The sequence below is a fragment of the Streptomyces sp. NPDC053474 genome, from assembly GCF_044544845.1.
Taxonomy (GTDB): Bacteria; Actinomycetota; Actinomycetes; order Streptomycetales; family Streptomycetaceae; genus Streptomyces.
Genome location: NZ_JBITXV010000020.1, coordinates 134,243 through 158,014, shown reverse-complemented (window position 1 = coordinate 158,014; position 23,772 = coordinate 134,243). Strand labels below are relative to the sequence as shown.

16 protein-coding genes are annotated in these 23,772 nt (G+C 74.0%); 10 read left to right on the top strand and 6 right to left on the bottom strand.

The features are described 5' to 3' along the window. Nucleotides 1-12: 12 nt before the first annotated feature. Entirely contained in the window at nucleotides 13-522 is a 510-nt protein-coding gene (locus ACIG3E_RS35755) for an FBP domain-containing protein (protein WP_399624267.1), read from the top strand. On the opposite strand, the gene ACIG3E_RS35750 is transcribed toward ACIG3E_RS35755, so the two are convergent. Together ACIG3E_RS35750 and ACIG3E_RS35745 are read right to left on the bottom strand one after the other, a co-directional pair. Further along, nucleotides 523-1,863: a 6-phospho-beta-glucosidase gene (locus tag ACIG3E_RS35750; RefSeq protein WP_399624265.1), complete on the bottom strand. Its 1,341-nt coding sequence runs from the start codon at nucleotides 1,861-1,863 to the stop codon at nucleotides 523-525. Nucleotides 1,864-1,929: 66 nt separating this feature from the next. After that, a complete protein-coding gene (locus ACIG3E_RS35745) occupies nucleotides 1,930-2,427 on the bottom strand; it encodes a thioesterase family protein (RefSeq protein ID WP_399624263.1) in 498 nt (165 codons plus the stop codon). Nucleotides 2,428-2,604: 177 nt separating this feature from the next. On the opposite strand from ACIG3E_RS35745, the gene ACIG3E_RS35740 reads away from it, so the two are divergent. Further along, complete coding sequence (locus ACIG3E_RS35740; RefSeq protein WP_399624261.1) at nucleotides 2,605-4,845, top strand: germacradienol/geosmin synthase; 2,241 nt, start codon at nucleotides 2,605-2,607, stop codon at nucleotides 4,843-4,845. A gap of 13 nt (nucleotides 4,846-4,858) precedes the next feature. On the opposite strand, the gene ACIG3E_RS35735 is transcribed toward ACIG3E_RS35740, so the two are convergent. The 3 genes from ACIG3E_RS35735 to ACIG3E_RS35725 form a co-directional block, all read right to left on the bottom strand. Beyond that, nucleotides 4,859-6,502 (bottom strand): cytochrome bc complex cytochrome b subunit, encoded by a 1,644-nt coding sequence (locus ACIG3E_RS35735; RefSeq protein ID WP_399624259.1) that lies wholly within the window; start codon nucleotides 6,500-6,502, stop codon nucleotides 4,859-4,861. A 93-nt stretch (nucleotides 6,503-6,595) separates the two neighbouring features. Further along, nucleotides 6,596-7,741, bottom strand: coding sequence for a galactonate dehydratase (gene dgoD / locus ACIG3E_RS35730; protein ID WP_399624257.1), 1,146 nt, complete (start codon nucleotides 7,739-7,741; stop codon nucleotides 6,596-6,598). Nucleotides 7,742-7,809: 68 nt separating this feature from the next. After that, nucleotides 7,810-8,568, bottom strand: coding sequence for an SDR family NAD(P)-dependent oxidoreductase (locus ACIG3E_RS35725; RefSeq protein WP_399624255.1), 759 nt, complete (start codon nucleotides 8,566-8,568; stop codon nucleotides 7,810-7,812). 242 nt (nucleotides 8,569-8,810) lie between these two features. Between ACIG3E_RS35725 and ACIG3E_RS35720 the strand changes: the two genes are divergently transcribed. Further along, nucleotides 8,811-9,437 carry a response regulator transcription factor gene (locus ACIG3E_RS35720; RefSeq protein WP_399624253.1) on the top strand — a complete coding sequence of 209 codons (627 nt, stop codon included), beginning with the start codon at nucleotides 8,811-8,813 and terminating at the stop codon, nucleotides 9,435-9,437. A gap of 19 nt (nucleotides 9,438-9,456) precedes the next feature. Here the strand turns inward: ACIG3E_RS35720 and ACIG3E_RS35715 are convergent, their stop codons facing one another. After that, the gene (locus tag ACIG3E_RS35715; protein ID WP_399624251.1) at nucleotides 9,457-10,326 is read right to left on the bottom strand and encodes a metallophosphoesterase family protein; all 870 of its coding nucleotides are present in this window, start codon (nucleotides 10,324-10,326) and stop codon (nucleotides 9,457-9,459) included. Between the two features lie 91 nt (nucleotides 10,327-10,417). Here ACIG3E_RS35715 and ACIG3E_RS35710 point away from each other — a divergent pair, with 91 nt between their 5' ends. From ACIG3E_RS35710 to ACIG3E_RS35680, 7 genes are all read left to right on the top strand, one after another. Then, nucleotides 10,418-13,645: an NACHT domain-containing protein gene (locus tag ACIG3E_RS35710; RefSeq protein WP_399624250.1), complete on the top strand. Its 3,228-nt coding sequence runs from the start codon at nucleotides 10,418-10,420 to the stop codon at nucleotides 13,643-13,645. A gap of 179 nt (nucleotides 13,646-13,824) precedes the next feature. Continuing rightward, a complete protein-coding gene (locus ACIG3E_RS35705) occupies nucleotides 13,825-15,969 on the top strand; it encodes an ATP-binding protein (protein ID WP_399624248.1) in 2,145 nt (714 codons plus the stop codon). A 6-nt stretch (nucleotides 15,970-15,975) separates the two neighbouring features. Next, entirely contained in the window at nucleotides 15,976-17,790 is a 1,815-nt protein-coding gene (locus ACIG3E_RS35700) for an ABC transporter substrate-binding protein (protein ID WP_399624246.1), read from the top strand. Between the two features lie 61 nt (nucleotides 17,791-17,851). Then, nucleotides 17,852-19,024, top strand: coding sequence for a radical SAM protein (locus ACIG3E_RS35695; RefSeq protein ID WP_399624244.1), 1,173 nt, complete (start codon nucleotides 17,852-17,854; stop codon nucleotides 19,022-19,024). 182 nt (nucleotides 19,025-19,206) lie between these two features. Beyond that, entirely contained in the window at nucleotides 19,207-21,330 is a 2,124-nt protein-coding gene (locus tag ACIG3E_RS35690) for a DegT/DnrJ/EryC1/StrS family aminotransferase (protein WP_399624242.1), read from the top strand. After that, nucleotides 21,327-22,541 (top strand): hypothetical protein, encoded by a 1,215-nt coding sequence (locus ACIG3E_RS35685; RefSeq protein WP_399624241.1) that lies wholly within the window; start codon nucleotides 21,327-21,329, stop codon nucleotides 22,539-22,541. The genes ACIG3E_RS35690 and ACIG3E_RS35685 overlap by 4 nt, the downstream gene beginning before the upstream one ends. 10 nt (nucleotides 22,542-22,551) lie before the next feature. After that, complete coding sequence (locus tag ACIG3E_RS35680) at nucleotides 22,552-23,700, top strand: hypothetical protein (RefSeq protein ID WP_399624239.1); 1,149 nt, start codon at nucleotides 22,552-22,554, stop codon at nucleotides 23,698-23,700. Nucleotides 23,701-23,772: the final 72 nt, after the last annotated feature.

Sequence of the window (23,772 nt, the reverse complement as noted above, 5' to 3'; positions counted from 1 at the left end):
AACTTCCGGATCATGGAACCACTCGGCGAGAAAGAGATCCGCGCGTCCTTCGTGAACTGCTCCAAGGGCGAGGCGCGGCGCCTCGCGCTGCCCCCGGGGTTCGCCGAGACCCCCTGGGACGACCTCGACTTCCTCGGCTGGCGCGACCCCAAGGCGCCCGAGCGCGGCTATGTGGTCGCGCGGCAGGACGGGTCAGGCGAGCTCGTCGGGGTGGCCCTGCGGGCGTCCGCCGGGGCGCGCCGGAGCCTGCTCAAGTCCAGCATCTGTTCGGTGTGCGTGACCCCGCAGGCCGGGTCGGGGATCACGCTGTTCGTGGCGCCCCGCGCGGGCGAGGCGGGGCGCCAGGGCAATTCGGTGGGGCTCTACATCTGCGCCGACCTCGCCTGCTCGCTGTACGTACGGGGCAAGAGGACGTCGGCCCTGGCCCGGCGGTTCGAGGAAAGCCTCAGCCTTCAGGAGCAGAACGAGCGGACGCTCCGCAACCTCCACGGCTTCCTGGACCAGGTCCGCGCGACCGCCTAGTCACGTCAGATAGGCCAGGGCGGGGTGGGCCTGCTGGTAGGCGGCGGTCAGGCGGCGCGCCACCGTGACCGAGTCGACCAGGGGGTGCAGGGCGAAGGCCTTGACCGCCGCCGCGCGGGAGCGGCTCTCCACCGCGGTGAGCACCTCGCGCTCCACGGCCTTCACCGCGCAGACGAGCCCCACCGCGTGCCCCGGCAGCGGATCCACGGACACCGGGTGCGCCCCGCTCGCGTCGACGAGGCAGGGCGCCTCCACCACGGCGTCCGCGTCGAGCACCGGCAGGGTCGTGCGGTTGCGGACGTTGAGGATCAGCGTGGTCCGCTCGTCGCGGGCGACGGCCCGCATCAGGGCCAGGGCGACGTGCTCGTAGCCGCCGGACTCCAGGTCCTCCGCGGCCCGCTCCCCGGCCCCGGCCGCCTCCCGGCTCGCCGCCATGTACGTCGCCTCGCGTTCGGCGCGGGTGGCGTCCCAGGTCTCCAGGGCGGGCACCGCGGGTCCGCCGAGGGCGTCGTAGAACCGCGCCTGCTGGTCGCGCAGGAAGGCCCCGCGCGTCCGCTCGGCCCGCTGGTAGGCGGCGACGGCCTCACGGGTGAAGTAGTAGTAGTGCAGGTACTCGTTGGGGATCGCGCCCAGGGTCTGGAGCCAGTCGGCGCCGAAGAGCTTGCCCTCCTCGAAGGACTCCAGGAGGTCCCGGTCGGCGAGCAGGCGCGGCAGTTCGTCGCGGCCGTCGACCCACAGGCCGCGCAGCCAGCCCAGGTGGTTGAGGCCCACGTAGTCGGCCCACGCGCGGTCCGGCGCGATCCCGAGGAGGCGCGCGACGCGGCGGGCCAGGCCCACCGGCGAGTCGCAGATGCCGATGACCCTCTCGCCGAGGTGCCGGGACATGGCCTCGGTGACGAGCCCGGCGGGGTTGGTGAAGTTGATGACCCACGCCTCGGGCGCGAGCCGCGCCACGCGCCGGGCGATGTCGAGGGCGACGGGCACGGTCCGCAGGCCGTAGGCGATGCCGCCCGCGCCCACGGTCTCCTGGCCGAGCACGCCTTCGGCGAGGGCGATCCGCTCGTCGGCGGCGCGGCCCTCCAGGCCGCCGACGCGGATCGCGGAGAACACGAAGTCGGTGCCGCGCAGCGCCTCGTCGAGATCGGTGGTGACCCGCACCACCGGGGCGTCCGGTACGCCCTCGGCCTGCTCGGCGAGCACCCGTGCGATCGCGCCGAGCCGCGCGGCGTCCACGTCGTACAGGACGACGTCGGTGACGCGGCCCTCCTCGTGGTCGTCGAGCAGCGCCCGGTACACCAGCGGTACGCGGAACCCGCCGCCGCCGAGAATCGTCAGCCTCACGTCTGCGCCACCTTGCCCTCCAGTCGCCCCGCGCCGCACCGGGCGCCTTCCTGAACTCCTACCACTTCAGCGGGGCGGCGCGCCCACCGCCCTGCCCGCCCACGGCGGCGCCTGCTCGACGAGGCCCGCGTGCCGCTCCCGCACGGGCTCGGGGAACGGCACCGAACGGCCCCGCTCCCGGTCGACGTGCAGGGCGAGCAGCTCGGCGGTCGCGACGGGCTCGGCGTCCGGCGCGGGTGCGGCCCCGGGCCCCTCGACGACGTACATCTCGTGGGCGAAGTGCAGGCGGCGCGCGAAGGAGCCGAGGACGCGGGTGCGGACCACCAGGTGCGCGCCCTCGGTGACCTGGCGCAGGAGCCGCACGTGGCTCTCGACGGTCCAGAGGGTGGCGCCCGTGGCGGCGCGGTAGTCGGCGTGCAGCCCCGTCGCCTCCATCAGGCTGTCCGTGGCGGAGCCGAACGCCACGCCGTAGTGGGCCTCGCTCAGATGTCCGTCGTGGTCGATCCACTCGGGCGGCACGACCCGGCGGTACAGCGGCAGGTCGTGCCGGACTTCCCTGGTCATGTGCTCTCCTCACGGTTCGCTCCGGCACGCGGCGGCTCGCACGGGCGTTTGGAACGCGCCACACTTTCGCATCGGCGTATCACGCGATGGTGTGACCGCGAGCCCCGCGCCGCTTCGAGCGGCGCGCTGGGGGTAGTGCCTGGCTGCCGTACGCCCCCTGTCTGAGGAGACATCCGTATGCCGCGGCCGACACGCCCCTTCGAACTGCCGGACTTCTACATGGTGCATCCGGCACGTCTCAATCCCCATGTGGACGAGGCGCGTTCGCACTCCCTGCGGTGGGCGCGCGGGATGGGCATGCTGGAGGGCTCGGGCGTCTGGGAGCAGGCGGACCTGGACGCGCACGACTATCCGCTGCTGTGCGCGTACACCCACCCGGACTGTGACGCCCGCGCGCTGTCGCTGGTCACGGACTGGTACGTGTGGGTCTTCTTCTTCGACGACCACTTCCTGGAGCTGTTCAAGCGCACCCAGGACCGCGAGGGCGGCAAGGCCTATCTGGACCGGCTGCCCGCGTTCATGCCGATGGACCTGGCTACGCCGATGCCGAAGCCCGAAAATCCGGTGGAGGCGGGCCTGGCGGACCTGTGGCGGCGCACGGTGCCCCACATGTCCCTCGACTGGCGTGCCCGCTTCGCGGAGAGCACCCGCAACCTCCTGAACGAGTCGCTGTGGGAGCTGTCCAACATCAACGCCCGCCGGGTCGCGAACCCCGTCGAGTACATCGAGATGCGCCGCAAGGTGGGCGGCGCGCCCTGGTCGGCGGGTCTGATCGAGTACGCGACGGGCGCCGAGGTACCGGCCGCCGTGGCGGACGCGCGCCCGCTGCGGGTCCTCAAGGACACGTTCGCCGACGCGGTGCACCTGCGCAACGACCTGTTCTCGTACCAGCGCGAGGTCGAGGACGAGGGCGAGCTGAGCAACGGCGTCCTGGTCCTGGAGACCTTCCTGGGCTGTACGACGCAGGAGGCGGCGGACTCCGTGAACGAACTCCTCACGGCGCGCATGCAGCAGTTCGAGGACACGCTGTTCACGGAGCTGGCGCCGCTGTTCGCCGAGAAGGCGCTGCCGCCCGGCCAGTGCGCCGACGTCCTCGCCTACGCCAAGGGCCTCCAGGACTGGCAGTCGGGCGGCCACGAGTGGCATCTGCGCTCCAGCCGCTACATGAACGAGGGCGCCACCGCCACCGCCACGGCCTCGCCGCTGTCCGGCCCCTCGGGCATCGGCACCGCCGCGACGGGCGTCAAGGAGCTGCTGTCCGCGACCGGTGCGCAGCGTCGGCGCCGCTTCACACACGTGCCGTTCCAGCGCGTGGGCCCCTCCCGGATCCCGGACTTCGACCTGCCGTTCACGACGACGCTCTCCCCGCACCTGGAGCACTCCCGGCGCGAGGTCGTCGACTGGTGTCTGCGGATGGGCCTGCTCCAGCCGCAGCCGGGCGTGCCCGCCTCGCACATCTGGGACGCGCACAAGCTCGCCCGGTTCGACTTCGCGCTGTGCGCGGCGGGCATCCACCCGGACGCGACCGCCGAGCAGCTGGACCTGGACACCTGCTGGCTGGCGTGGGGGACGTACGCGGACGACTACTACCCGGCGGTGTTCGGCAGGTCCCGCGACCTGCTCGGCGCGAAGGTGTGCACGGACCGTCTCACGCTGTTCATGCCGCTCGACGGCTCCCCTCCCCCGCCCCCGGCCAACGCGCTGGAGCGGGGCCTCGCGGACCTGTGGGCGCGCGCGACCGCCCCGATGGACGCGGAGGGCCGGGCCGTGCTGCGCCGGTCCCTGGTGGAGATGACGGACAGCTGGCTGTGGGAGCTCGCCAACCAGGCGCAGCACCGCGTCCCGGAGCCGGTCGACTACATCGAGATGCGCCGCCACACCTTCGGCTCCGAGTTCACGATGAACCTGAGCCGCCTGGCCCACGGCGGGCTGATCCCGCGCGAGGTCCTCGACAGCGGTCAGCTGCGCACCCTGGAGAACGCCGCCGCCGACTACGCGGCCCTGATGAACGACGTCTTCTCGTACCAGAAGGAGATCGAGTACGAGGGCGAGCTGCACAACGCCGTGCTCGTCGTACAGTGCTTCTTCGACTGCGACTACCCCACGGCGCTGCACATCGTCGACGACCTGATGCGCTCGCGCCTGCGCCAGTTCCAGCACGTGGTGGCGCACGAACTGCCGGTCCTGTGCGCGGACCTCGGTCTGGACGCGCGGACCCGCGGCGCCCTCGACGACCACGTGCGGCGGCTGGAGAACTGGCTGGCGGCGATCCACATCTGGCACCGCGGCTGCGGCCGCTACCGCGAGGAGCACCTCACGCGCGGGCCCCTGCCGGTGCCCACGGGGCTCGGCATGGAGGTCGTGCGCCCCGCCTGGCTGCGGGAGCTGGCCGCCACGCCCCGGCCGCTCCCGGCCTGAGCGGGCGGGGCCCTCAGGGGTGGCCGTCGCCGCTGTGGACCTGGCGGTACTCCTGCGCCGTCGGCTTGGGCACCTGGGTGCCGGGGCCGTACATGGCGCGGGAGAGCCGGGCCCGCAGGCGGTCGGCGCGGGGGACCTTGCGGGCCACGCCGTTCGCGTCGACGAGCGGCCCTACCTCGAACGGCACGGGCTGCTCGTGGGCGGTGAGGGTGTACCGCTCGGCCTGGCTGAGCGGCTGGTGGACCTCCACGTACTCGCCGTGCGGGAGGCGCTTGATGACGCCGCTCTCGCGGCCGTGCAGCACCTTGGCGCGGTCGCGCCGCTGGAGGCCCAGACAGACCCGGTACGTGACGGCGTAGGCGAGCGGCGGCACGACGAAGAACGCGATCCGCACGAACCACGTGATGGCGTTGATGGACAGGTGGAAGTGCGTCGCCCAGATGTCGTTGCCGCCGCCGACCATGAGGACCCCGTACAGGGACAGCCAGGCCACGCCGAACGAGGTGCGCGCGGGCGCGTTGCGCGGCCGGTCCGCGATGTGGTGCTCGCGGCGGTCCTTGGTGACCCAGGCCTCCACGAACGGGTACGCCGCGATCACCATCATGATCAGCGGGAACAGCGCGAACGGGATGAAGACGCCCAGTTCGAGCGTGTGCCCCCAGGCGTCGATCTCCCAGCTCGGCATCACCCGGATCAGCCCTTCGGAGAACCCCAGGTACCAGTCGGGCTGGGCGCCGGTGCCGACCAGGTCGGGCCGGTAGGGGCCGAGCGCCCACACGGGGTTGATGGTGGCGAGGGCGCCCATGAGGGCGAGGACGCCGAAGACGAGGAAGAAGAAGCCGCCCGCCTTGGCGACGTAGACGGGGAAGAAGGGCGCCCCGATGACGTTGCGCTCGCTGCGGCCGGGGCCCGCGAACTGGGTGTGCTTGTGGTAGAAGACCAGGATCAGATGGGCCACGACCAGGCCCAGCATGATCCCCGGCAGCAGCAGCACGTGCACCGCGAACAGCCGCGGAATGATGTCGTGCCCCGGGAACTCCCCGCCGAAGAGGAAGAAGGAAAGGTACGTCCCCACGACGGGGATCGACAGGATGGCGCCCTGCGCGAAGCGCACGCCGGTGCCGGACAGCAGGTCGTCGGGGAGCGAGTAGCCGGTCAGGCCGGTGATCAGGCCGAGCATCAGCAGGGTCCAGCCGAACAGCCAGTTCAGCTCGCGCGGCTTGCGGAAGGCGCCGGTGAAGAACACCCGCATCATGTGCACCAGCATGCCCGCGACGAACACGAGCGCCGCCCAGTGGTGGATCTGCCGGATGAGCAGGCCGCCGCGCACCTCCATGCTGATGTCGACGGTCGACTCGTAGGCGCGCGTCACCAGGACGCCCTTCAGCGGCTCGTACGTGCCGTTGTACTCGACCTCCATGCCGCTCGGCTCGAAGAACAGGGTCAGCCAGACGCCGGTGAGGATGAGGATCAGGAAGCTGTAGAGGCAGATCTCGCCGAACATGAACGACCAGTGGTCCGGGAAGACCTTGCGCAGCTGTGACTTGCCGAGGGTGTGGATGCCGAGGCGGCCGTCGGCCCAGTCGGCGAGGCGCTCGCCCTTGGCGGGCGGGGTGGGGCGTCCGTCCTGACCGTGGTCCTGGGTGCGTTCGCTCATGTGCGGCTCCCCCCTCGGGCGGCTACCAGCGTAGGCGCGCGCCCGGGCGGGGCCAACCGTGCGTGCGCGCCCGAGCGTTGGGGTGGCCGGTCGTCACCACTCCGCGAACGAGCCGTCCGGCCGCCGCCACACCGGGTTGCGCCAGGCGTGCCCGCGCCGGTCCGCGGCCCGCACCGCTGTCTCGTCGATCTCCACGCCGAGGCCCGGCAGGTCCGTGCGGTGCGCGTGTCCTTCGGTGAAGCGGAACGGCTCGGTGTCCACGACGTACGACAGCAGGTCGGCGTCCTTGTTGTAGTGGATGCCCCGGCTCTGCTCCTGGATGAGGAAGTGGGGCGTGACCCAGGCGACCTGGAGGCTCGCGGCCAGGGCGATCGGGCCGAGCGGGCAGTGCGGGGCGAGCAGCGCGCCGTAGGTCTCGGCGAGCGCGGCGATGCGCAGCACCTCCGTGATGCCGCCCGCGTGGCTGAGGTCGGGCTGGGCGACGGCGATGCCCGCGGTGAGCGCGGGCAGGAAGTCGGCGCGGCCGTAGAGCCGTTCACCGGTGGCGAGGGGCACGGGGCTCGCGGCGACCAGGCCCGGCAGCAGGTGCGCCTGGTCGGGAAGGAGCGGCTCCTCGGCGAACAGCGGGTGCAGCGGGGCGAGTTCGGGCAGGACGCGGCGGGCGCTCGCGGGGGTGAGGCGGCCGTGGAAGTCGACGGCGACGTCGCGGTGCGCGCCGAGCACCTCGCGGGCGACGGCGACCCGCTCGACGACCGCCGCCGTCTCGGCGGGGGTGGTGAGGGGCGACGTCACCCCCGCCGCGTTCATCTTGACCGCCGTGAAGCCCGCGTCGACCTGCGCGGCGACCTGTTCGGCGAGCGCGCTCGGCTCGTCGCCGCCCACCCAGGCGTACACGCGCGCCCGCTCCCGCACGGGCCCGCCGAGCAGCGCGTGCACGGGCGCGCCGTACGCCTTGCCCGCGATGTCCCACAGCGCCTGGTCCAGGCCCGCGACGGCGCTGGAGAGCACCGGGCCGCCGCGGTAGAAGCCGCCCTTGCTGAGCACCTGCCAGTGGTCCTGGATGCGCGCGGGGTCCTTTCCAAGGAGGTACTCGGCGAGGACGTCGACGGCGGCGCGCACGACCTCGGCGCGGCCCTCGACGACGGGCTCGCCCCAGCCGACGACGCCGTCGTCGGTCTCCACGCGGCAGAACAGCCAGCGCGGCGGGACGAGGAAGGTTTCCACCCGGGTGATCTTCAACTGCCGCTCCTTCGAAGCCTGTCGGGGTCAGGCCGAGCCCTCTCCGGGTCAGGCCGGGCCTCTCGGGCTCAGGCCGAGTCCTTCACCACGCTCCAGCCGCCGTCCACGACCAGGCTCGTGCCGGTGACGTACGAGGCCTCGTCCGCGGCGAGGAACGCGATGGCCGCCGCCACCTCCGCGGGCGAGCCGAACCGGCGGGCCGCGGTGCCCGCGACGCTCCGCCGCCGGTCCTCCTCGGTCATCCGGTCCCAGGCGGGCGTGAGGATGGGGCCCGGCAGCACCGCGTTGACCCGCACCTCGGGCCCGTACTCGACGGCGAGCTGCCCGCACAGGGACACCAGGGCGCCCTTGCTCGCCGCGTACCCGGGGTGGCCGGGGATGCCGTGGGTGGCGTGCACGGAGGAGGTGACGACGACCGCGCCGCGGTGCGCGCGCAGATCGGCCAGGGCCGCCTTGACGCCGAGGAAGGCGCCGGTGACGTTCACGGCGAGCTGGTGCTCGAAGGACTCCCGGGTCATCGCGTGCGCGGGGGCGACCTCGGAGGCGTAGGCGTTGCTGACGAGGACGCCGACCGGGCCGAAGCCGTGGGCGGCGGCGAGGACGCGGTCCCAGTCGGCGGCGTCGGCGACGTCGGCGCGGACGAAGGCGGCCCGTCCGCCCTCGGCCCGGATGCCCTCGGCGACGGCCGTGCCGCGCTCGGCGGCCACGTCGGCGACGACCACGGCGGCGCCCTCCCCGGCGAGGCGCACGGCGGTGGCGGCGCCGATGCCGGAGGCGGCGCCGGTGACGACGGCCACCCGGTCGGTGAAGCGAGCGCTTGCATGCATGGCGAGGTCGTCCCCTTCTGCGGAGGGCGGCCGTCCCCTCCGGCGGCGGGCCACGGCGTTCGCACGCACGGTACCCCGCGCGGGTGCCCGAGCGGCCGCACGGCGCCGCGCGGGCGTGGAGCGACGGCGTGAACCGCGCGGCCGGTCCTATCCTGGAGTACTGTTCCGCGCCGCCGGGGAACAGTCGCCGGGGGGCGGGACGGGCCGAACGCTCCAAGCAACCGGGGGAATTGATGTCAGGCTTGGCGTGTACCAGGGTCCTCCTGGTCGATTCGCATCCCATCTCACTGACGGGGCTCCGCACCATCCTCGACGGCTGTCCCGATCTCGACGTGGTCGCCGTCGCCGAGGACGGGCCGGGCGCCGCGGCCCGCTTCCGCGAGCTGCGGCCGGACGTCGTCGTGGTCAACTCGCACACCGGCGCGGCGGAGGCGCTCGCCTGCGTGTGCGCCCTGTCCCGCCCCGCCCCGCCGCGGCCCGCGAACGTCCTGGTGCTGCTCGACAACGTGGACGCGGCGGCCGGGCAGGTCCTTCGGGTCGGCGTGCGCGGCCTGCTGTCCAGCGCGAGCGGCTCCGGCGAGCTGGCCGCCGCGGTGCGCGCCACGGCGGCGGGGCGCCCCGCGGGCGGGCCCGCGCGGGCGCCCGGCGGCGGCGCGGCGCCGCTGCGCCGCCTCACCGACCGGGAGACCGAGGTCTTCAAGCTGGTCGCGCGGGGCTTCAGCAACGCGGAGATCTCCCGGGAGCTGACGCTCAGCGAGAGCACCGTGAAGTTCCACATCCAGCGGATCATGGAGAAGCTGGGGCTCCGCAACCGGGTGCACGCGGTGATCTTCGCCTATGAGAAGGAGCTGATCCGCGTCGGCTCCTGAGCCGCCCCCGGCCGGTCCGTCACCGCGCGGAGCGGGCGGGCGCCGGCAGGATCTGCCGCAGCTTCGGCGACGGGTGCCAGTCGCGCTTCCACTCGCGCGGGTAGCCCACCGACACCTCCTCGTGCCGGATCCCGTCGTGCCAGGTGGTGCGGGGCACGTGCAGATGTCCGTAGACCACCGCCGCGGCGCGGTAGCGCACCGGCCAGTCGGCGGTGGCCTCCGTGCCGCACCACAGGGCGAACTCGGGGTAGCGCAGGATCCGGGTGGGCTCGCGCACGACCGGCCAGTGGTTGATCAGGACCGTCGGCAGGCCGGGGTCGACCGCGTCGAGCCGCTCCTTAGTGACCGCGACCCGGGCCCGGCACCAGTCCTCGCGGCTCGGGTACGGGTCCGGGTGCAGCAGCACCTCGTCCGTGCAGACGACCCCGGTCTCGTACGCGTACTCCAGCGCGTCGCGCTTCGCGTACGTCCCCTCGGGCCGGAACGTGTAGTCGTAGAGGAGGAAGAGCGGTGCGATGGTCACCGGGCCGCCCTCGCCGCGCCAGACCGGGAAGGGGTCCTCCGGGGTGAGCACGCCCAACTCGCGGCAGAGCTCGACCAGGTGGCGGTAGCGGGGCTCGCCGCGCAGCTGGTTGGGGTCGTCCCGGGGCGTCCACAGCTCGTGGTTGCCCGGCGACCAGATCACGGTGTCGAAGCGCTCGGCGAGCGTGCGCAGCGACCACTCGATGTCGGCCGCCATCTCCGCGACATCACCGGCGACTATCAGCCAGTCGCCCTCGTGTTCCGGCCAGAGCTCGTCGACGAACTTCCTGTTCTCGGGATACGCCACGTGCAGGTCACTGATGGCGAACAGCCTCGGTGCCCTCCGTGGTGCTGCAGATGTCGTCACCAAGTGAGGCTAACCGAAGGGGCTGGATCTCCCCTAGCCCGGCCGGGATAGTGGGCCGGGACCCGGAAGGGCGACCGCAGAGGGGGCTGGGGTGGACGCGGGCACGACAGCGGGCCTACGGATCGCGGCTTCGGTCGTGGTGCCGCTCGTGAAGCGCCTCCTGCTGCCGCCGAAGGGCGGCCCCGGCGCGGAGTTCGGCGAGCGGCCGGTGCGGCTCGGCAGGCTCCTGTCCTTCACCGGCGACCGCCGCACCCTCAGCGAGGCCGACCTCTACCAGCTCGCGCGGGAGCTGGTGCGCCGCGCCGTCCGCGCGGCGGGCCCGCACGAGGCGCCCATCGCCCCCGACGAGCAGAACGCCGTGGGCTACGCGCTCGGCCACACCCTGCGCGCCCTCGGCGACCTCGACATGGACGACGTCCAGGCCTTCGGCCTCGGCCCGCGGAAGCTCGCCGAGGCCCTGGTGCGGGCCAGCTCCCCGGAGACCCGGGCGCTGCTGAGCGCCGACGCAGCGCACCTGCACGACCGGCTGCTCGTCACCGCCTGCCTGCACCTGGTCCACGAGTTCAGCAAGCGCCCCGGCTTCGAGGCCCGTACCCAGGTCGAGCTGCGCCGCGCCCTGAGCGAGCAGCAGGAGCAGCTGCGGCTGCTCCTGGAGCGGCTGCCCGCCACCGCCGTCGAGGACACCGCCTTCGAAGCGCGCTACGCCCGCTACGTCGCCGCCCAGCACAGCACCCTGACCCTCCACGGCGTGGACCTGCACGACGCGCAGAGCCAGGCCTGGCCCCTGGAGACCGCCTATCTGAGCCTGGAGGCGGTGCCCGCGCGCGACCCGGCCGAGCCGGTGCCCGGGTCCGGCAACGGCTACGCCGACGGCGACCCCGGCGGCGCCGACCCCGACTCCGAGCGCGCCACCGGCCCGGTCGAGGCCGCGCTCGCCGGGCACGACCGGGTCCTGCTGCGCGGCGTCGCGGGCACCGGCAAGACCACCCTGGTGCAGTGGCTCGCCCTCACCACCGCCCGGCAGGAGGCGGTGCCCGGACATCTGCCGCAGCTCCTCGGCCGGGTGCCGTTCGTGCTGCCGCTGCGCACCCTCGCCCGCGAGGACGCCGAACTGCCCGTGCCCGACGGCTTCCTGCGCTGGATCGGCTGCCCCCTGACGGGCACCGAGCCCGCGGGGTGGGCGGTGCGGGTCCTCCAGGCGGGCCGGGGCGTGCTCCTCATCGACGGCGTGGACGAGATCCCGGAGGCGGAGCGCCCCCGCGCGCGGGCCTGGCTCGCCACCCTGCACGCCGCCTTCCCCGGCAATCTGTGGCTCGTCACCACCCGCCCTTCGGCGCTGCCCCGGGACTGGCTGGGCCGCGAGGGGTTCCGCGAGTTCACGCTCACGCCGATGCGGCCCGGGGACGTCCGGCGGTTCGTGCGGCGCTGGCACGAGGCCGCGGGCGCGGACGAGGAGCTCGCCACCACCCTGCTGCGGTCGGTGCGCGCCAGCCCGGAGCTGAGCCACCTCGCCACCAACCCGCTGCTGTGCGCGCTGATCTGCGCCCTGCACCGCGAGCGCAGGGGCTTCCTGCCACAGGGGCGGGTGGCGCTGTACGAGGCGGCGCTCTCGATGCTCCTGGAGCGCCGCGACCGCGAGCGCGACCTGTACGGCAGGCTCCCGCCGAAGCTGGACGAGAAGTCCGCGACGGAGCCGCTGAAGCGGTTCGCGTACTGGCTGATCCGCAACGAGCGGACCCGGCTGAAGCGGCAGACCGCCGTCGACCTCCTGGAGAAGCTGCGCCCCTCGGTGCCGCAGCTGGCCCGGGCCGGGAGCGCCGAGGACGTGCTGCGGCTGCTCCTGGACCGCTCGGGGCTGCTTCGCGAACCGGCCGCGGACGCCGTGGACTTCATCCACCGCACCTTCCAGGACTTCCTCGGCGCGAAGGCCGCCCTGGAGGAGCACGACATCGGGGCGCTCGTCGCGCACGCGCACCTGGACCCCTGGGAGGACGTCGTGCAGATGGCCGTCGCCCAGGCCCGGCCCGACGAACGCGCCGAGCTCCTGACGCGGCTGACGGGCCGGGCCGACCGCGAGGAGGACGACGGGGTGCGCACCCGGCTCCGCCTCCTCGCCCTCGCCTCGCTCGACCAGGCGACCCGGCTCGACCCCGCCGTCCGCGCCACCGTCGAGGAGCGGGCCGCGCAGCTCCTGCCGCCGCGCACCATGCGCGAGGCGCGGGCCCTCGCCGAGACCGGCACGCTGCTGCTCGGCCTGCTGCCCGCCGCCGACGCCCTGAGCGGCGACGCCGAGGTGACGACGGTGCACGCCATCTGCCGCATCGGCGGCGACGCGGCGCTCGCCCGGCTCCGCGACTTCCTGGCCACGCCGCAGCCCGCGGTGCGCGCCCAGCTCCTCGCCCACTGGGACCGCTTCGACACCGACGCCTACGCCGAGGAGATCGTGCGGCCCCTGCTCGCCGCCGGGGCGGGCGAGGCCGTCACCGTGCGCTCGCCCGCCGAACTGAAGGCCCTGAGCGCCCTGTCCGGATACGAACGCGTGGCACTGCAAGGTGACTTCAGCGAGCGGGACATCCTGGGCGCGCTCGCCCCCGGCACGCTGCGCGAGCTGCGCCTGCGCGGCAATCTGCGCCTCACCGGCCTCGACTTCCTCGCCGCGTTCCCCGCCCTGGAGACGCTCGCCCTGCACGGCTGCCGTGCCGTCAGCGACACCGCGCCGCTGACCCGCCTCCCGCGCCTTCGTCGGCTCACCCTCGCCGACCTGCCCCAACTGGAGCCGCTCGCCCGGCTCTCGGCCTGCCCGAGCCTGGAGGAGCTGCTGCTCGGCGCGGCCGTGCCGTGGCGGGGCCTGCGCGACCTGCCGCGGCCCGGCGCGCTGCGGCTCCTCTCGCTGCCCCCGGACACCGTGGAGCTGGCCGCCGTCACGGACCTGACGGAACTGCGCGAGCTGCGGCTGCACAACGCGAGCGACCGGCTGCGGCCCGACGACTGGGACGCGCTGCTCGCCCGGCTGCCCGCCCTCCGTTCGCTGCGCCTGTCCCACGAGCAGCTGAGCATCATGCTGTTCCCGCCCGGCGCGCGCATCCCGCAGCTGACGCGCCTGGAGGTGCGGGCGCGCCCCGGCGCGTCGGTGTCCCTGCGGCGGATCGCCCGCCGCCTGCCGGGCCTGGAGGAGCTGCACCTGACGCTCTTCGACACCGTGGACCTGGTGCACCTCGCGGGCCTGCGCGCGCTGCGCCGGGTGCGCCTCGACTACCCGGGCGAGGTGGCCGGGGAGGTGCCCGCGGGGGTGGAGCTCACGGTCCGGCCGCGGTCCTGAGGCCCCGGCCCCCTGCCCGCAATGTCCTGGCCAGGGGCGTGCGGGAGGTGTAACTTCTTTGACCTTCACGGCAGTTGACACGAGGTGGTGGACACCGGCGAGGAGGACGCCCTCGGCCCCGGCGCGAGCGGACGGACGGCAGCGGCAGACAGCGACGGACAGGAGCGGTTTCCGGCGAGATGCACCCATCCGAAACGCCTCGGCTGTACGCACGCGACCCGCTTCTGCACCACCTCGTCCCCCGGCTCACCGGCCTCGCCTACGCCGAACGCGCCCGCGTGCCCTGGGAGCACGACAAGGACCTGCCGGTGGTGCTGCTCACCGGGCGGCACGGCATGGGGCGCACCGCCGTCCTCGCGGCCCTGGAGCGGCACTACGCGGGGCGGCTGCCGCTCGCCCGCGTCGACACCGCGGCGCAGGGCCTCGTCGTCGAACTCCTGGAGGAGCTGGTGTGCTCCCTGGCCCCCGACCTGAGCCGACGCTTCCCGCTGCTCCTGCCGGGCCTCGTCGCCGTGTACGGCGGGTACGCCGACGGCGCGGAGCGGGCCCGCGCCACCGCGCGCGTCGCCCGGCTGCTGCTGGCCTGCCGCCTGGAGTCGGGGCCGGAGCCGGGGGTCGCGCAGACGTGGGAGACACGGGTGCGGGCGCGGCTCGCGGGGGCGGGGGCCTCGGCCGGGGTGGGTGCTGCTGCGGCCGGGGCGGGGTCGGAGGCCGAAGCCGGGGCGGGCGCCGAAGCCGGGGCGCGGGGCGGTTCCCACGCCGTCGTGCGCGCCGTACTCGCCGAGTACTTCGAGCGGTACGCCCGCGCCCGCGGCAGCGCCCCGCTGCGCCAGTGGTACCAGGACCGGTACGCCGAGACGCCCGAGGCCTCCGCCGCCGCCCCCGACGGCCCGGGCGGCCCGGGCGGCCCCGGCGGCCCCGGCGGGCTTGAGGGGCTGGTCCGCCTCGCCGACTGGTTCCACCGGGGCGGCGACTACCGGCACGCCGCCGAGCAGACCCTCGTGCACGCCTTCCTGGAGGACGTGGCCGCCGCCCGCACCCGGTGGCAGCGCCTGAACCGCGACCCGCGTCCGCTCGTCCTGCTCGACAACACGCACTCCCCCGCCGGGGCGCGCCTGCTCGACCTCGTCCTGGAGTACCGGGCCCGGCCCGGCGCCGCCCGCCACGACCCGCTGGTGGTCGTCGCCACCCGCCTCGGCGACGCGCCCCCGGACGCCACCGAGGCCCTCCACCGCGACCTGCCCGACCTGGTGACGACCACGGGCTGGCGGCGCGCGGGGCACGCGCCGTCCGCGGGCCTGGTGGTGGTGGAGCTCACCCCGCTCAGCCGCGACGACGTCCTGCTGATGCTGGACGCCGCGTCCGCCCCGCTGCACCCGTATCTGGCGTCCGCCCTGCACACCCTGACCGGCGGGCATCCGCTCGCCGGGCGCGTCCTGTGCGACGCCGTCCTGGAGCACGCGTCCCGGGCCGGGCCCGCCGCGGCCCCGCTCGCCCCGCGCGATCTGCTCGACCTGACCACCCGGGACGGCCGCCCGGTCTCCGAGGCGATCCTGGAGCGGCTGCTTCCGTCGCCGCACCAGCGCGCCCGGCTCGTCCCGCTCTCGCTGGCCCGCGACAGCACGGCCGCGCAGGCCCTCGCCGCGCATCTGCGCCTGGAGGGCCCCGAGCAGCTGCCCGCGAACGCCGCCGCCGACTATCTGGAGGCCGAGCACTGGCAGCGGGACACCCCGCAGGACCGGCCGCTCGCCGCCGATCCGCTGCTGCACACGCTGCTCGTGCACGAGGCCCGGCGCACCTCGCGGGGCACCGGGTCGCGCCGCGGCTGGCAGGAGATGCACGGCTTCCTGCGCCGCCACCACACCACGCGCGGCGAGGACAGCGAGGCCGACGCGCTGCGGCACACGCTCGCCGCCGGGGACGCGAAGACCGTGGTGGCCGCGCTCTCCGAGGAGTTCCAGGCCGAGCAGGACCGGCTCAGCGCGCTGCGCTGGCTGACCTGTCTGCGGTACGCGGCCACTGCCCCGGCGCCGCCCGCGGCCGACTGGGACGACGAGCGGGCCGCGATGGCCGCGGGCGCGCACGACGACCGCTACCGCGACATAGACGAGATCGACCGCTGCATCAACCGGCTGCTGCACGGCCTGTGGTACCTGTCCGACGCCACGGCCGAGCCGGAAGCCGACCTGTGCGACGACATCGGCGCCGAGCTCGCGTTCCTCTCGCTGCGCCACCGCACCTGGCGCGCCGTGCTCGGCCAGGCCGCGCGGACCTGGCCCGCCGCCGCCCGCGACAAGCGCCCCCTGCCGCTGCCCGAACTGTGAGGAAGCATGCGTCTGAGCCGCCGCCGCAACGGGTTCGGCCCCCTCGACAAGGCCGTCGCGATCGTGGTGCCGCTGGTCCTGATCGCCGTCGGCGTGGTCGTCTACCTGCTGCTGCGCCCCGAGGACTGCCCGGGCGGCCTGAGCAAGCACGGCGGGGAGTGCGTGGGCGTCACCCAGAGCGCCTTCGCCGGGGACGAGGACCTCGACGGCCTCATCCGGGCCGTCGCCGACGAGAACGCCCGGGTCGAGCGCGCCTGGGAGGACCCGGAGCAGGGGCAGGCCCCCATGCCGTACGGGCGGATCGCGCTGATGATGCCGTTCACGTCGGACGAGGCGAGCGCCATGACGGCGGCGATGATCCGCCGTGCCCTGGCGGGCGCGCACGCCGCCCAGCTCAAGGCCAACAGCGGCGGCGGGCCGCACTACCAGCTCCTGCTGGCCCCCGACGGCAAGGACCTGGACCAGTGGCGGCCCGTCGTCGACGACCTGACCGGCCTGGTGGACGACCGGCGCTCGCCGCTCGTCGGGGTGATGGGCCTGCCGAGCAGCACGCCCGAGACCCGGGACGCGATGAAGGAGCTGAGCGCGCGGCGCATCGCGACCGTGGGCCCGGTCATCACCTCCGCCGACATGAACGCCCCGTACTTCTTCAAGACCTCACCGAACAACAGCATGTTCGTGGACGCGCTCGATCACTATTTGAAGCGGAACCGGGGCGCCAGGAAAGGGTTCCTTGTATACGACAGCCGTCCGGACGACGTGTACTCGCGCAATCTCCACCGGTTGCTCCAGAAGAAATTCGGCAAGGCCTACGGGCTGCGCCAGCGCTCGGCCTCCTTCCTCGGCTCGACCGGGCCCGCCGCCGGCATCCCGCAGCGATTCCAGTCCGCCGCCCAGAAGATCTGCCTCACCGAATCCGACACGGTGTTCTTCGCGGGCCGCGACCAGGACCTGCCCGCACTCGTGAAACGCCTGTCACAGGAGTCGTCCTGCGACCGCCGCAGCCCCCTGCGCATTCTGAAAGTCGGCATCGGCCTGGAGCCGACACTGACCACGGACGAACTCACCGGGATGCTGCGGGAAACGAAGACCAGGATCGTCGCGGCGGCCTCGGTCACACCCGCCTGGTGGACGCCGCGCGGGCTGCCCGCCCAGGGCGCCCCGGCGGGCCTCGGCGGCTTCCTGCGGATCTTCCACGACCTCGACGAGCGGTACCGCATCGGCGAGAAGCCCCTCGACGACGGCTACGCGATCATGTACCACGACGCGTTCACGCTGCTGTCCAACGCGTACGACAGGTCGTACTCCGAAGCAAACGAGAAGGCCGGGAGCGGCGAAGGGACGCCCGCTCCGGCGCGCACGCCCACGAAGGACGACGTATACAACACCCTCATCAACGCGGGCATCGTCGAGCGGGACGGGCGCCTGCTGTGCACCAACTGCCTTCAGGGCGCGGCGGGTACGTACGCCTTCGAGCAGTCGCCCGAGACGCGTCAGTGGCCGATCTGCAAGCCCATACCGGTGATCGAGTACCCGGCGCAAGGGCGCGGCGGGCCGGGGAAGACGTACCGGACTTTCGAGGACACGTTCACGTACCCCTGCCCGCGAAGTCCACGGCTCATCCATCCCGCTGAGGCCCGCCTAAGTGACCTCGTCCCACCAGCCCTTCTTCCATTGGCACATGACACGAACACGTGCTCAGCACATTTGGCCGGAACCGACGGCGCGGTAGATGTTTACTCAACTTCCTGGTTGTCTAGACCCATTGACACTTCTGGAAGCGCTCTCCTACCGTCACCAAGGTCGCTCGGACAACGCTAAACACCGCCAAAAGCGTGTGGAGGAGTTCGTGAACAGCACTGAAGGTGCCCGCGATATCGCAATGGCCGCGCCCCGGAACGGCGAGGGCCTCCCCGACGTCAGTCTCGATCAAGCACACTCTCCGCAGAAAGTCCTGGCCCACGGCGAGCTGCTCCGCCGATTCGTCGCGGACGAGGAGATCAAACCGGTCCACATGCGGATCGGCATCATGGGCGCCTGCAATATGCGTTGCAATTTCTGCAACTTCCATTCGCCGAACGAGGAGCAGTTCTACGACCTGTTCTCGTTCAAGGACTCCATCACCACCGACAAGGCGATCAACCTCCTCAAGGAGTTCGCCGAGAACGACGGCCGCGCCGTGACCTTCTGCGGCAGCGGCGAGTGCACCATCCACCCGGGCTACGCGGACATCTGCAACGCCGGGCACGACGTGGGCCTGCACATCGGCCTGATCACCAACGGCTCCCGGCTCGGCCGTCCGAAGGTCGCCGACACCGTCATCAACACCCACACCTGGGTGCGGGTCGGCATGAACGCGGGCACGGAAGCCACGTTCAACGACATCACGCGCGACCGTGAGCAGACGTTCTCGAAGTTCATCGACAACATCGGCCACCTGCGCGCGAACGCCGTCGCACCGGACTTCCGCATCGGGTTCAACTACGTGATCACGATGCAGAACTACCGCGAGATCCTGTCGGCGGCCCGCATCGCCCACGAGTCCGGGGCGCACTACGTCCGCTTCGAGCCCGAGTTCTACAGCGCGATGGGGCACGAGACCATCGAGACCGTCATGGCGGAGATCTCGGACTCCCTCGTCGCGGCCGCCGCGCTGTCCACGGACTCCTTCGAGGTGTCGGTGCCCAAGCTCGACCGCGGCCCGATGGACCAGGTCGAGGAGGTCGAGGGCGACTTCGAGCGCTGCCACTACAGCCGCTTCGTGACCGCCGTCGGGGCCGACGGCCATCTGTACCCGTGCCCGCAGGTGCACCTCAACAGCCGCTACCGCATCGGCGACGTCGTCGACCTCGGGTACCCCCAGGTCCTGGAGGGCGGCCCGCGCGCCGAGTGGGAGGCCTCCAACCCGCGCCGCACGGACCTGTGCAAGTCCTGCTTCTACCGGCCGCAGAACGAGCTCCTCGAACTGCTCAAGCGGGGCCAGATCAAGCTGGACGAGGCGCTGGACGCCTACGCGGTCGAGGTCCCCGAGACCTTGCACGCCGACTTCGTCTGAGCCGTCCTCCCCACCCGCCCTGGCCTCAGGGCGGGTCGGGCCCGGCCCCGCACCCCGGGCGAGCGCGCGGCGCGACCCAGCGGGGCCCGGGGGCGCGCAGCCCCCGGCTTCGGAGAAGGGGCGGGCCTGGGGCGCCCCGCGAAGGCCCACCACCCGCACCCACAGGAGCGAACGAAACCCGCATGCAGACCACCCACCTGCACCAGCTGCTCAGCGCCGGGCCGACCCTGCGCTTCGCCCCGCCCCACGCCCCCTGGTCCCGCGAACTCCGCGCCGTCGTGCAGCGCCTGGCCCGCGTCGAGCGCACCCCCCTGACCACGACAAGCACCGCCACGACCACCGCGGACGGCCTGCGCCGCGAGCGGCTGGCCTTCGCCTCCCCCCTGCGCGGCACCTTCCACGGCACCGTCACCGCCCCCGCGGACGCGGGCCCGCCCCTCCCCGCGGTCCTGGTCCTCGGCGGCAAGAACGCTCGGATGGAACAGCTCACCGGCGAGACGCCTCCGGACTTTCCCGACCGGAACGTCGCCGAGCACCTCGCCCGCGCCGGGTTCGTCACGCTGTCCTTCGAGCACGGCATCGGCGGTGGCCTCGACGAGGAGCGCCGCGCGGGGCGGGACGAGGGCGCCCTCCTCGCGCACGCCTTCGCCCTGACGGGCCGCTCGCTGCTCGGCGCGCTCATCGGCGACGCGCTCGGCGCCCTGGACGTGCTCGCCGCGCACCCGTGGGCCGACCCCGGCCGCGTCGGCGTGTTCGGGCACAGCCTGGGCGCGGCGGTCGCCCTGCACTGCGCGCTGCTCGCGCCGCGGCCCCTGCCGGTCTGCGCGGCCAGCCATCTGGGCAGCTACCCGGCCCTGTTCGCCCGGCTGCTCACCGGCTACGAAGGTGCCGTCCTGCCGGGCATCCTGGAGTACGCGGACCTGGCCGACCTGTACGGCGCGCTCGCCCCGGCCCCGCTCCAGCTCCAGTACGGCACCGCCGACTCCTTCCTGGAACCGGCCGACGCGCGCGCCGCGGCCGACGCCGTCCGCCGCGCCTACGCGGCGGCCGGGGGCGACCTGGAGGTCCACGAGCTGGCGATGGGCCACGGCACGCACGTGGGCCACGCCGCCGCCTTCTTCACGCGGACCCTGTCGGGGCCCGCCGCGCCCGCCGACGTCCCCGCGCAGCGCATCCACTTCGACGTCGCGGACCGGCGCGCGGTCCTGGACCGCGTGGACGCGGCGCTCGCCACGGGCCATCTCACCCAGGGCCCCGAACTGGCCCGCTTCGAGGAGCTCTCGCGGACCTGGACGGGCGCCGAGGGCGTGGCCGTGGCGTCCGGCGCGGCGGCCCTGGAGATCGCCCTGCGGGTCATCGGCGTGGCGAACCGCACCGTGCTCGTGCCGGTGAACACGTTCTTCGCGACGGCGGCGGCCGCCGTGCGGGCGGGCGCCGCCGTGCGGTTCGTGGACATCGAGCTGGACGGGCTCGGCCTGGACCCGGGCGCGCTGCGGGCCGCGCTGGAGCGCCACCCGGACACGGCGGCGGTCCTGCCCGTGCACATCGGCGGCATCGTGGCCCCGTCCCTCACCGAGGTGCTCGCGCTCTGCGCGGAGCGGGGCGTACCGGTCGTGGAGGACGCCGCGCACGCGCTCGGGGCCACTCTGAACGGCCGGTTCGCTGGTTCCTTCGGTCGGTTCGGGGCGTTCTCCTTCTTCCCCACGAAGGTCGCGGTCAGCGGCGAGGGCGGCCTGGTCACCTGCGCGCGGCCCGACACCCCCGGCGGCGCGACCGCCGCCGACGCCGAGCAGGTGCGGCGCTGGCGCGACCACGGCAAGAGCGCACAGGGCTCCACGCTGCACGACCGGCCCGGCGGCAACTGGCGCATGAGCGAGCTGCACGCCGCCGTCGGCACGGTCGACCTGGAGCGCTTCGACCGTACCCTCGCGGCCCGCCGCGACCTCGCCCTCGCCTACGACGAGCTGCTCGCCGACGTGCCGGGCCTGCGGGCCCACGCGGTGCCGTCCGAGGCGCGCAGCAACTACTACAAGTACCTGGCCTACCCGGAGGGTCCCGTCGACCGGTCGCTGTTGAAGAAGCGGCTGCGCGAGCGGCACGGCGTGGCCCTGGCGGGCGAGGTCTACGACCATCTGCTGTGCGACCAGCCGTACTTCGCCGACGCGGCGCCGCCCGCGGACGCCGAGGGCCCGTACGAGCAGGCCCGCTGGTTCGCGCGCCACCACATCGCCCTGCCGCTGTACCCGACGCTCACCCGGGCCGAGCAGACGCGGGTGGTCGCCGCGCTGCGCGAGGAGCTGTCATGACCGCCGCGCCACAGCGCACGCCCGTCGTCTCGGCCTTCCGCCGGGGCGGCTGGCAGGAGTCCCTGGACACCGCGGCCCTGCCGGGCTCCCCCGCGCGGCGCCTCGCGCTCGTACCGGAGATCGTGGCGCACGCCGACCGCCGCTGGTGGCGGTCGGCCCGGGCGGCGCTGCCGCCGTTGACCGACCGCCGCGCCCGGATCCGCGCCGCCCTGGAGCTGTTCGCGCACGGCACGGTGACCGTGGGCGGCCTCGGCCCGCAGAGCGCGGCGGCCTTCCGCGGCGCGCTGTGGGAGAGCGCGGGGCTCCCCGGCCCGCTCGTCGAGCGCTGGTGCGCGCTGCTGGCCGACGGCGTGGCCCACCGCGAGGTCCCGGACAGCGACGCCGCGCTCGCCCTGGTCGCGCTGCCCGGCAACACCTTCACCTGCCTGGACTCCGTGCTCGACCAGGCCGAGCGGTCGGCCGCCGTGTGGGTGCGGCCGAGCCGCCGCGAACCGCTGTCGGCGGCCCGCCTGGTCGCGGCGCTGCTCGCGGCGGACTGGCCCGCGGAGCGCATCGGCCTGTACCCGACCGGGCAACGCGACCTGCACGGCCTGGTGAAGCTCACCGACCGGCACGTCGTGTACGGCGGCGCCGGGCTCGCCGCCTCGATGCGGGACGCGCCCACCCTCACCCTGCACGGGCCCGGGCGCGGCTGCGCCCTGGTGCCGCCCGACCTGCCGGTGGACGACGCGGTGGCCTGGCTGCTGCCGCTGGTCGCCGCCGACTCCGGCCGGTTCTGCCGCAACGTCCGCACGGTGGTCTGCCTCGACACCGACCCCGAACCGGTGGCGAAGGCCCTGGCCGCGGCCCTCGACGGGCTGCACCCCGGGCCCGCCCCCGACCCGGCCGACCCCGACTGGCCGCTGACCGCCTTCCGCGACCCCGGCGAGGCCGAGCGCGCCACCGCCGACGTCCGCACCCGCCTGCGCGCCGGTGACCGGCTGCTCACCCGCGAGCCCCCGGTCGTCGAGAGCGCGGGCGGCGACGTCTTCGTACGCCCTCATCTCGTCCTGCTCGACGGCCGCTTCGCCGCGTCCGACGTCGGTCATCCGCTCGTCGGGCACGAGGTGCCCTTCCCGTTCGCCGCCGTGCTCGGCGCCACCGCCGAGGCCGGGCGCGCGATCGCCGACGACTCCCTCTTCGTCCACCGGCCACCGACCCCGCACTCCTAGGAGGAGGCCCATGACGACCACGGCCCGCGACGGGCACACCCCGCAGGTCACCTTCGCCACCCTGTACGACACGCTGCGTGGGCGCGTGCCCGAGCTCGCCGTGGATCTCGATACGTGGACGCGGCGCATGATGCGCTGGCACTTCTCGCCCGAGACGGGCTCCCCCTTCTGGGTGGCGCGGCTGCCCCGGCTCGGCTTCGACCCGCTCAAGGACGTCGACTCCTTCGCCGCCCTGGAACTGTTCGGCCTGTTCGACAAGGGCGAGCTGCGGGCCGCGAGCGCCCTCGACCTGCGCCCGCGCGGCTACCAGGACCGCCCGTTCCGGGTGTTCGAGACGGGCGGCACGACCGGTGCGCCCTGCCGGATCGTCAACGTCACGCGTCTCGCGTACGACGTCGAGGTCTACCGCACGGTCCTTGAGGCGCGCGGCGTCGCGGGCGGCGACGTGCTCGCGATGACGCCGAGCGGCCCGCACGCCTACGGGCACTTCGTGGAGGGGCTCGCGGACAGCTGGCACGGCGCGGTGTTCGCCATCGACTTCGACCCGCGCTGGGTGAAGGCGTCGCTGCGCGCGGGCGGCGAGGCCGACGCGTACACCTCCCACCTGGTGGAGCAGACCCTCACCCTGCTGACCGCCGAGCGCCCCGCGCTCCTTTTCACCACCTCGCGGCTGCTGCTCGAACTCGCGATGCGCCTGCCGCGTCCGCTGCACACGTACGGCATCCGCGCGGTGTGCACCGGCGGCACCACGTGCAGCGCCGCCGAGGCCGCGTTCCTGCGCCAGGAGCACCTGGACGGCGTGCAGTGGATCGACACGTACGGCAACACTCTGGCGGGCCACGCGCTCCAGGCCGACGCGGTGCCGGGCGCGCCCCGGCTGCCCGAGGGCACCGGCCACTCGTACCACCTGCCACCGCCCTTCGCGGTGCTCCAGGTCGTCGATCCGGAGGATCCGTGGCGCGAGGTGGCCGAGGGCGAGCGCGGCCGGGTGCGCGTCACCACCCTCCTCGAAGACCTCTTCCTGCCCAACCTCCTCGAACGGGACAGCGCGATCAGGACCGGGCCGCATCCGTGGTTCCCCTGGGACGGCGTGGCCGCCGTCCGGCCCCACCGCGACGGCCTCGCGGGCACCGAGGAGGCGGTCGAGGGCGTCTACTGACGCGGACCCACGCCTCTTCCTGACTGCTCATCCGCTCTGCGTCTCCGGCTGCGCCTTGAGCCCTCCGGCCCG

Excerpts from the sequence above, each read along its gene's own strand:
- ACIG3E_RS35755 (WP_399624267.1), top strand. The coding sequence starts at position 13 with ATGGAACCACTCGGCGAGAAAGAGATCCGCGCGTCCTTCGTGAACTGC.
- ACIG3E_RS35745 (WP_399624263.1), bottom strand. The coding sequence starts at position 2,427 with ATGACCAGGGAAGTCCGGCACGACCTGCCGCTGTACCGCCGGGTCGTG.
- ACIG3E_RS35740 (WP_399624261.1), top strand. The coding sequence starts at position 2,605 with ATGCCGCGGCCGACACGCCCCTTCGAACTGCCGGACTTCTACATGGTG.
- ACIG3E_RS35735 (WP_399624259.1), bottom strand. The coding sequence starts at position 6,502 with ATGAGCGAACGCACCCAGGACCACGGTCAGGACGGACGCCCCACCCCG.
- ACIG3E_RS35725 (WP_399624255.1), bottom strand. The coding sequence starts at position 8,568 with ATGCATGCAAGCGCTCGCTTCACCGACCGGGTGGCCGTCGTCACCGGC.
- ACIG3E_RS35705 (WP_399624248.1), top strand. The coding sequence starts at position 13,825 with ATGCACCCATCCGAAACGCCTCGGCTGTACGCACGCGACCCGCTTCTG.
- ACIG3E_RS35700 (WP_399624246.1), top strand. The coding sequence starts at position 15,976 with ATGCGTCTGAGCCGCCGCCGCAACGGGTTCGGCCCCCTCGACAAGGCC.
- ACIG3E_RS35695 (WP_399624244.1), top strand. The coding sequence starts at position 17,852 with ATGGCCGCGCCCCGGAACGGCGAGGGCCTCCCCGACGTCAGTCTCGAT.
- ACIG3E_RS35690 (WP_399624242.1), top strand. The coding sequence starts at position 19,207 with ATGCAGACCACCCACCTGCACCAGCTGCTCAGCGCCGGGCCGACCCTG.
- ACIG3E_RS35685 (WP_399624241.1), top strand. The coding sequence starts at position 21,327 with ATGACCGCCGCGCCACAGCGCACGCCCGTCGTCTCGGCCTTCCGCCGG.
- ACIG3E_RS35680 (WP_399624239.1), top strand. The coding sequence starts at position 22,552 with ATGACGACCACGGCCCGCGACGGGCACACCCCGCAGGTCACCTTCGCC.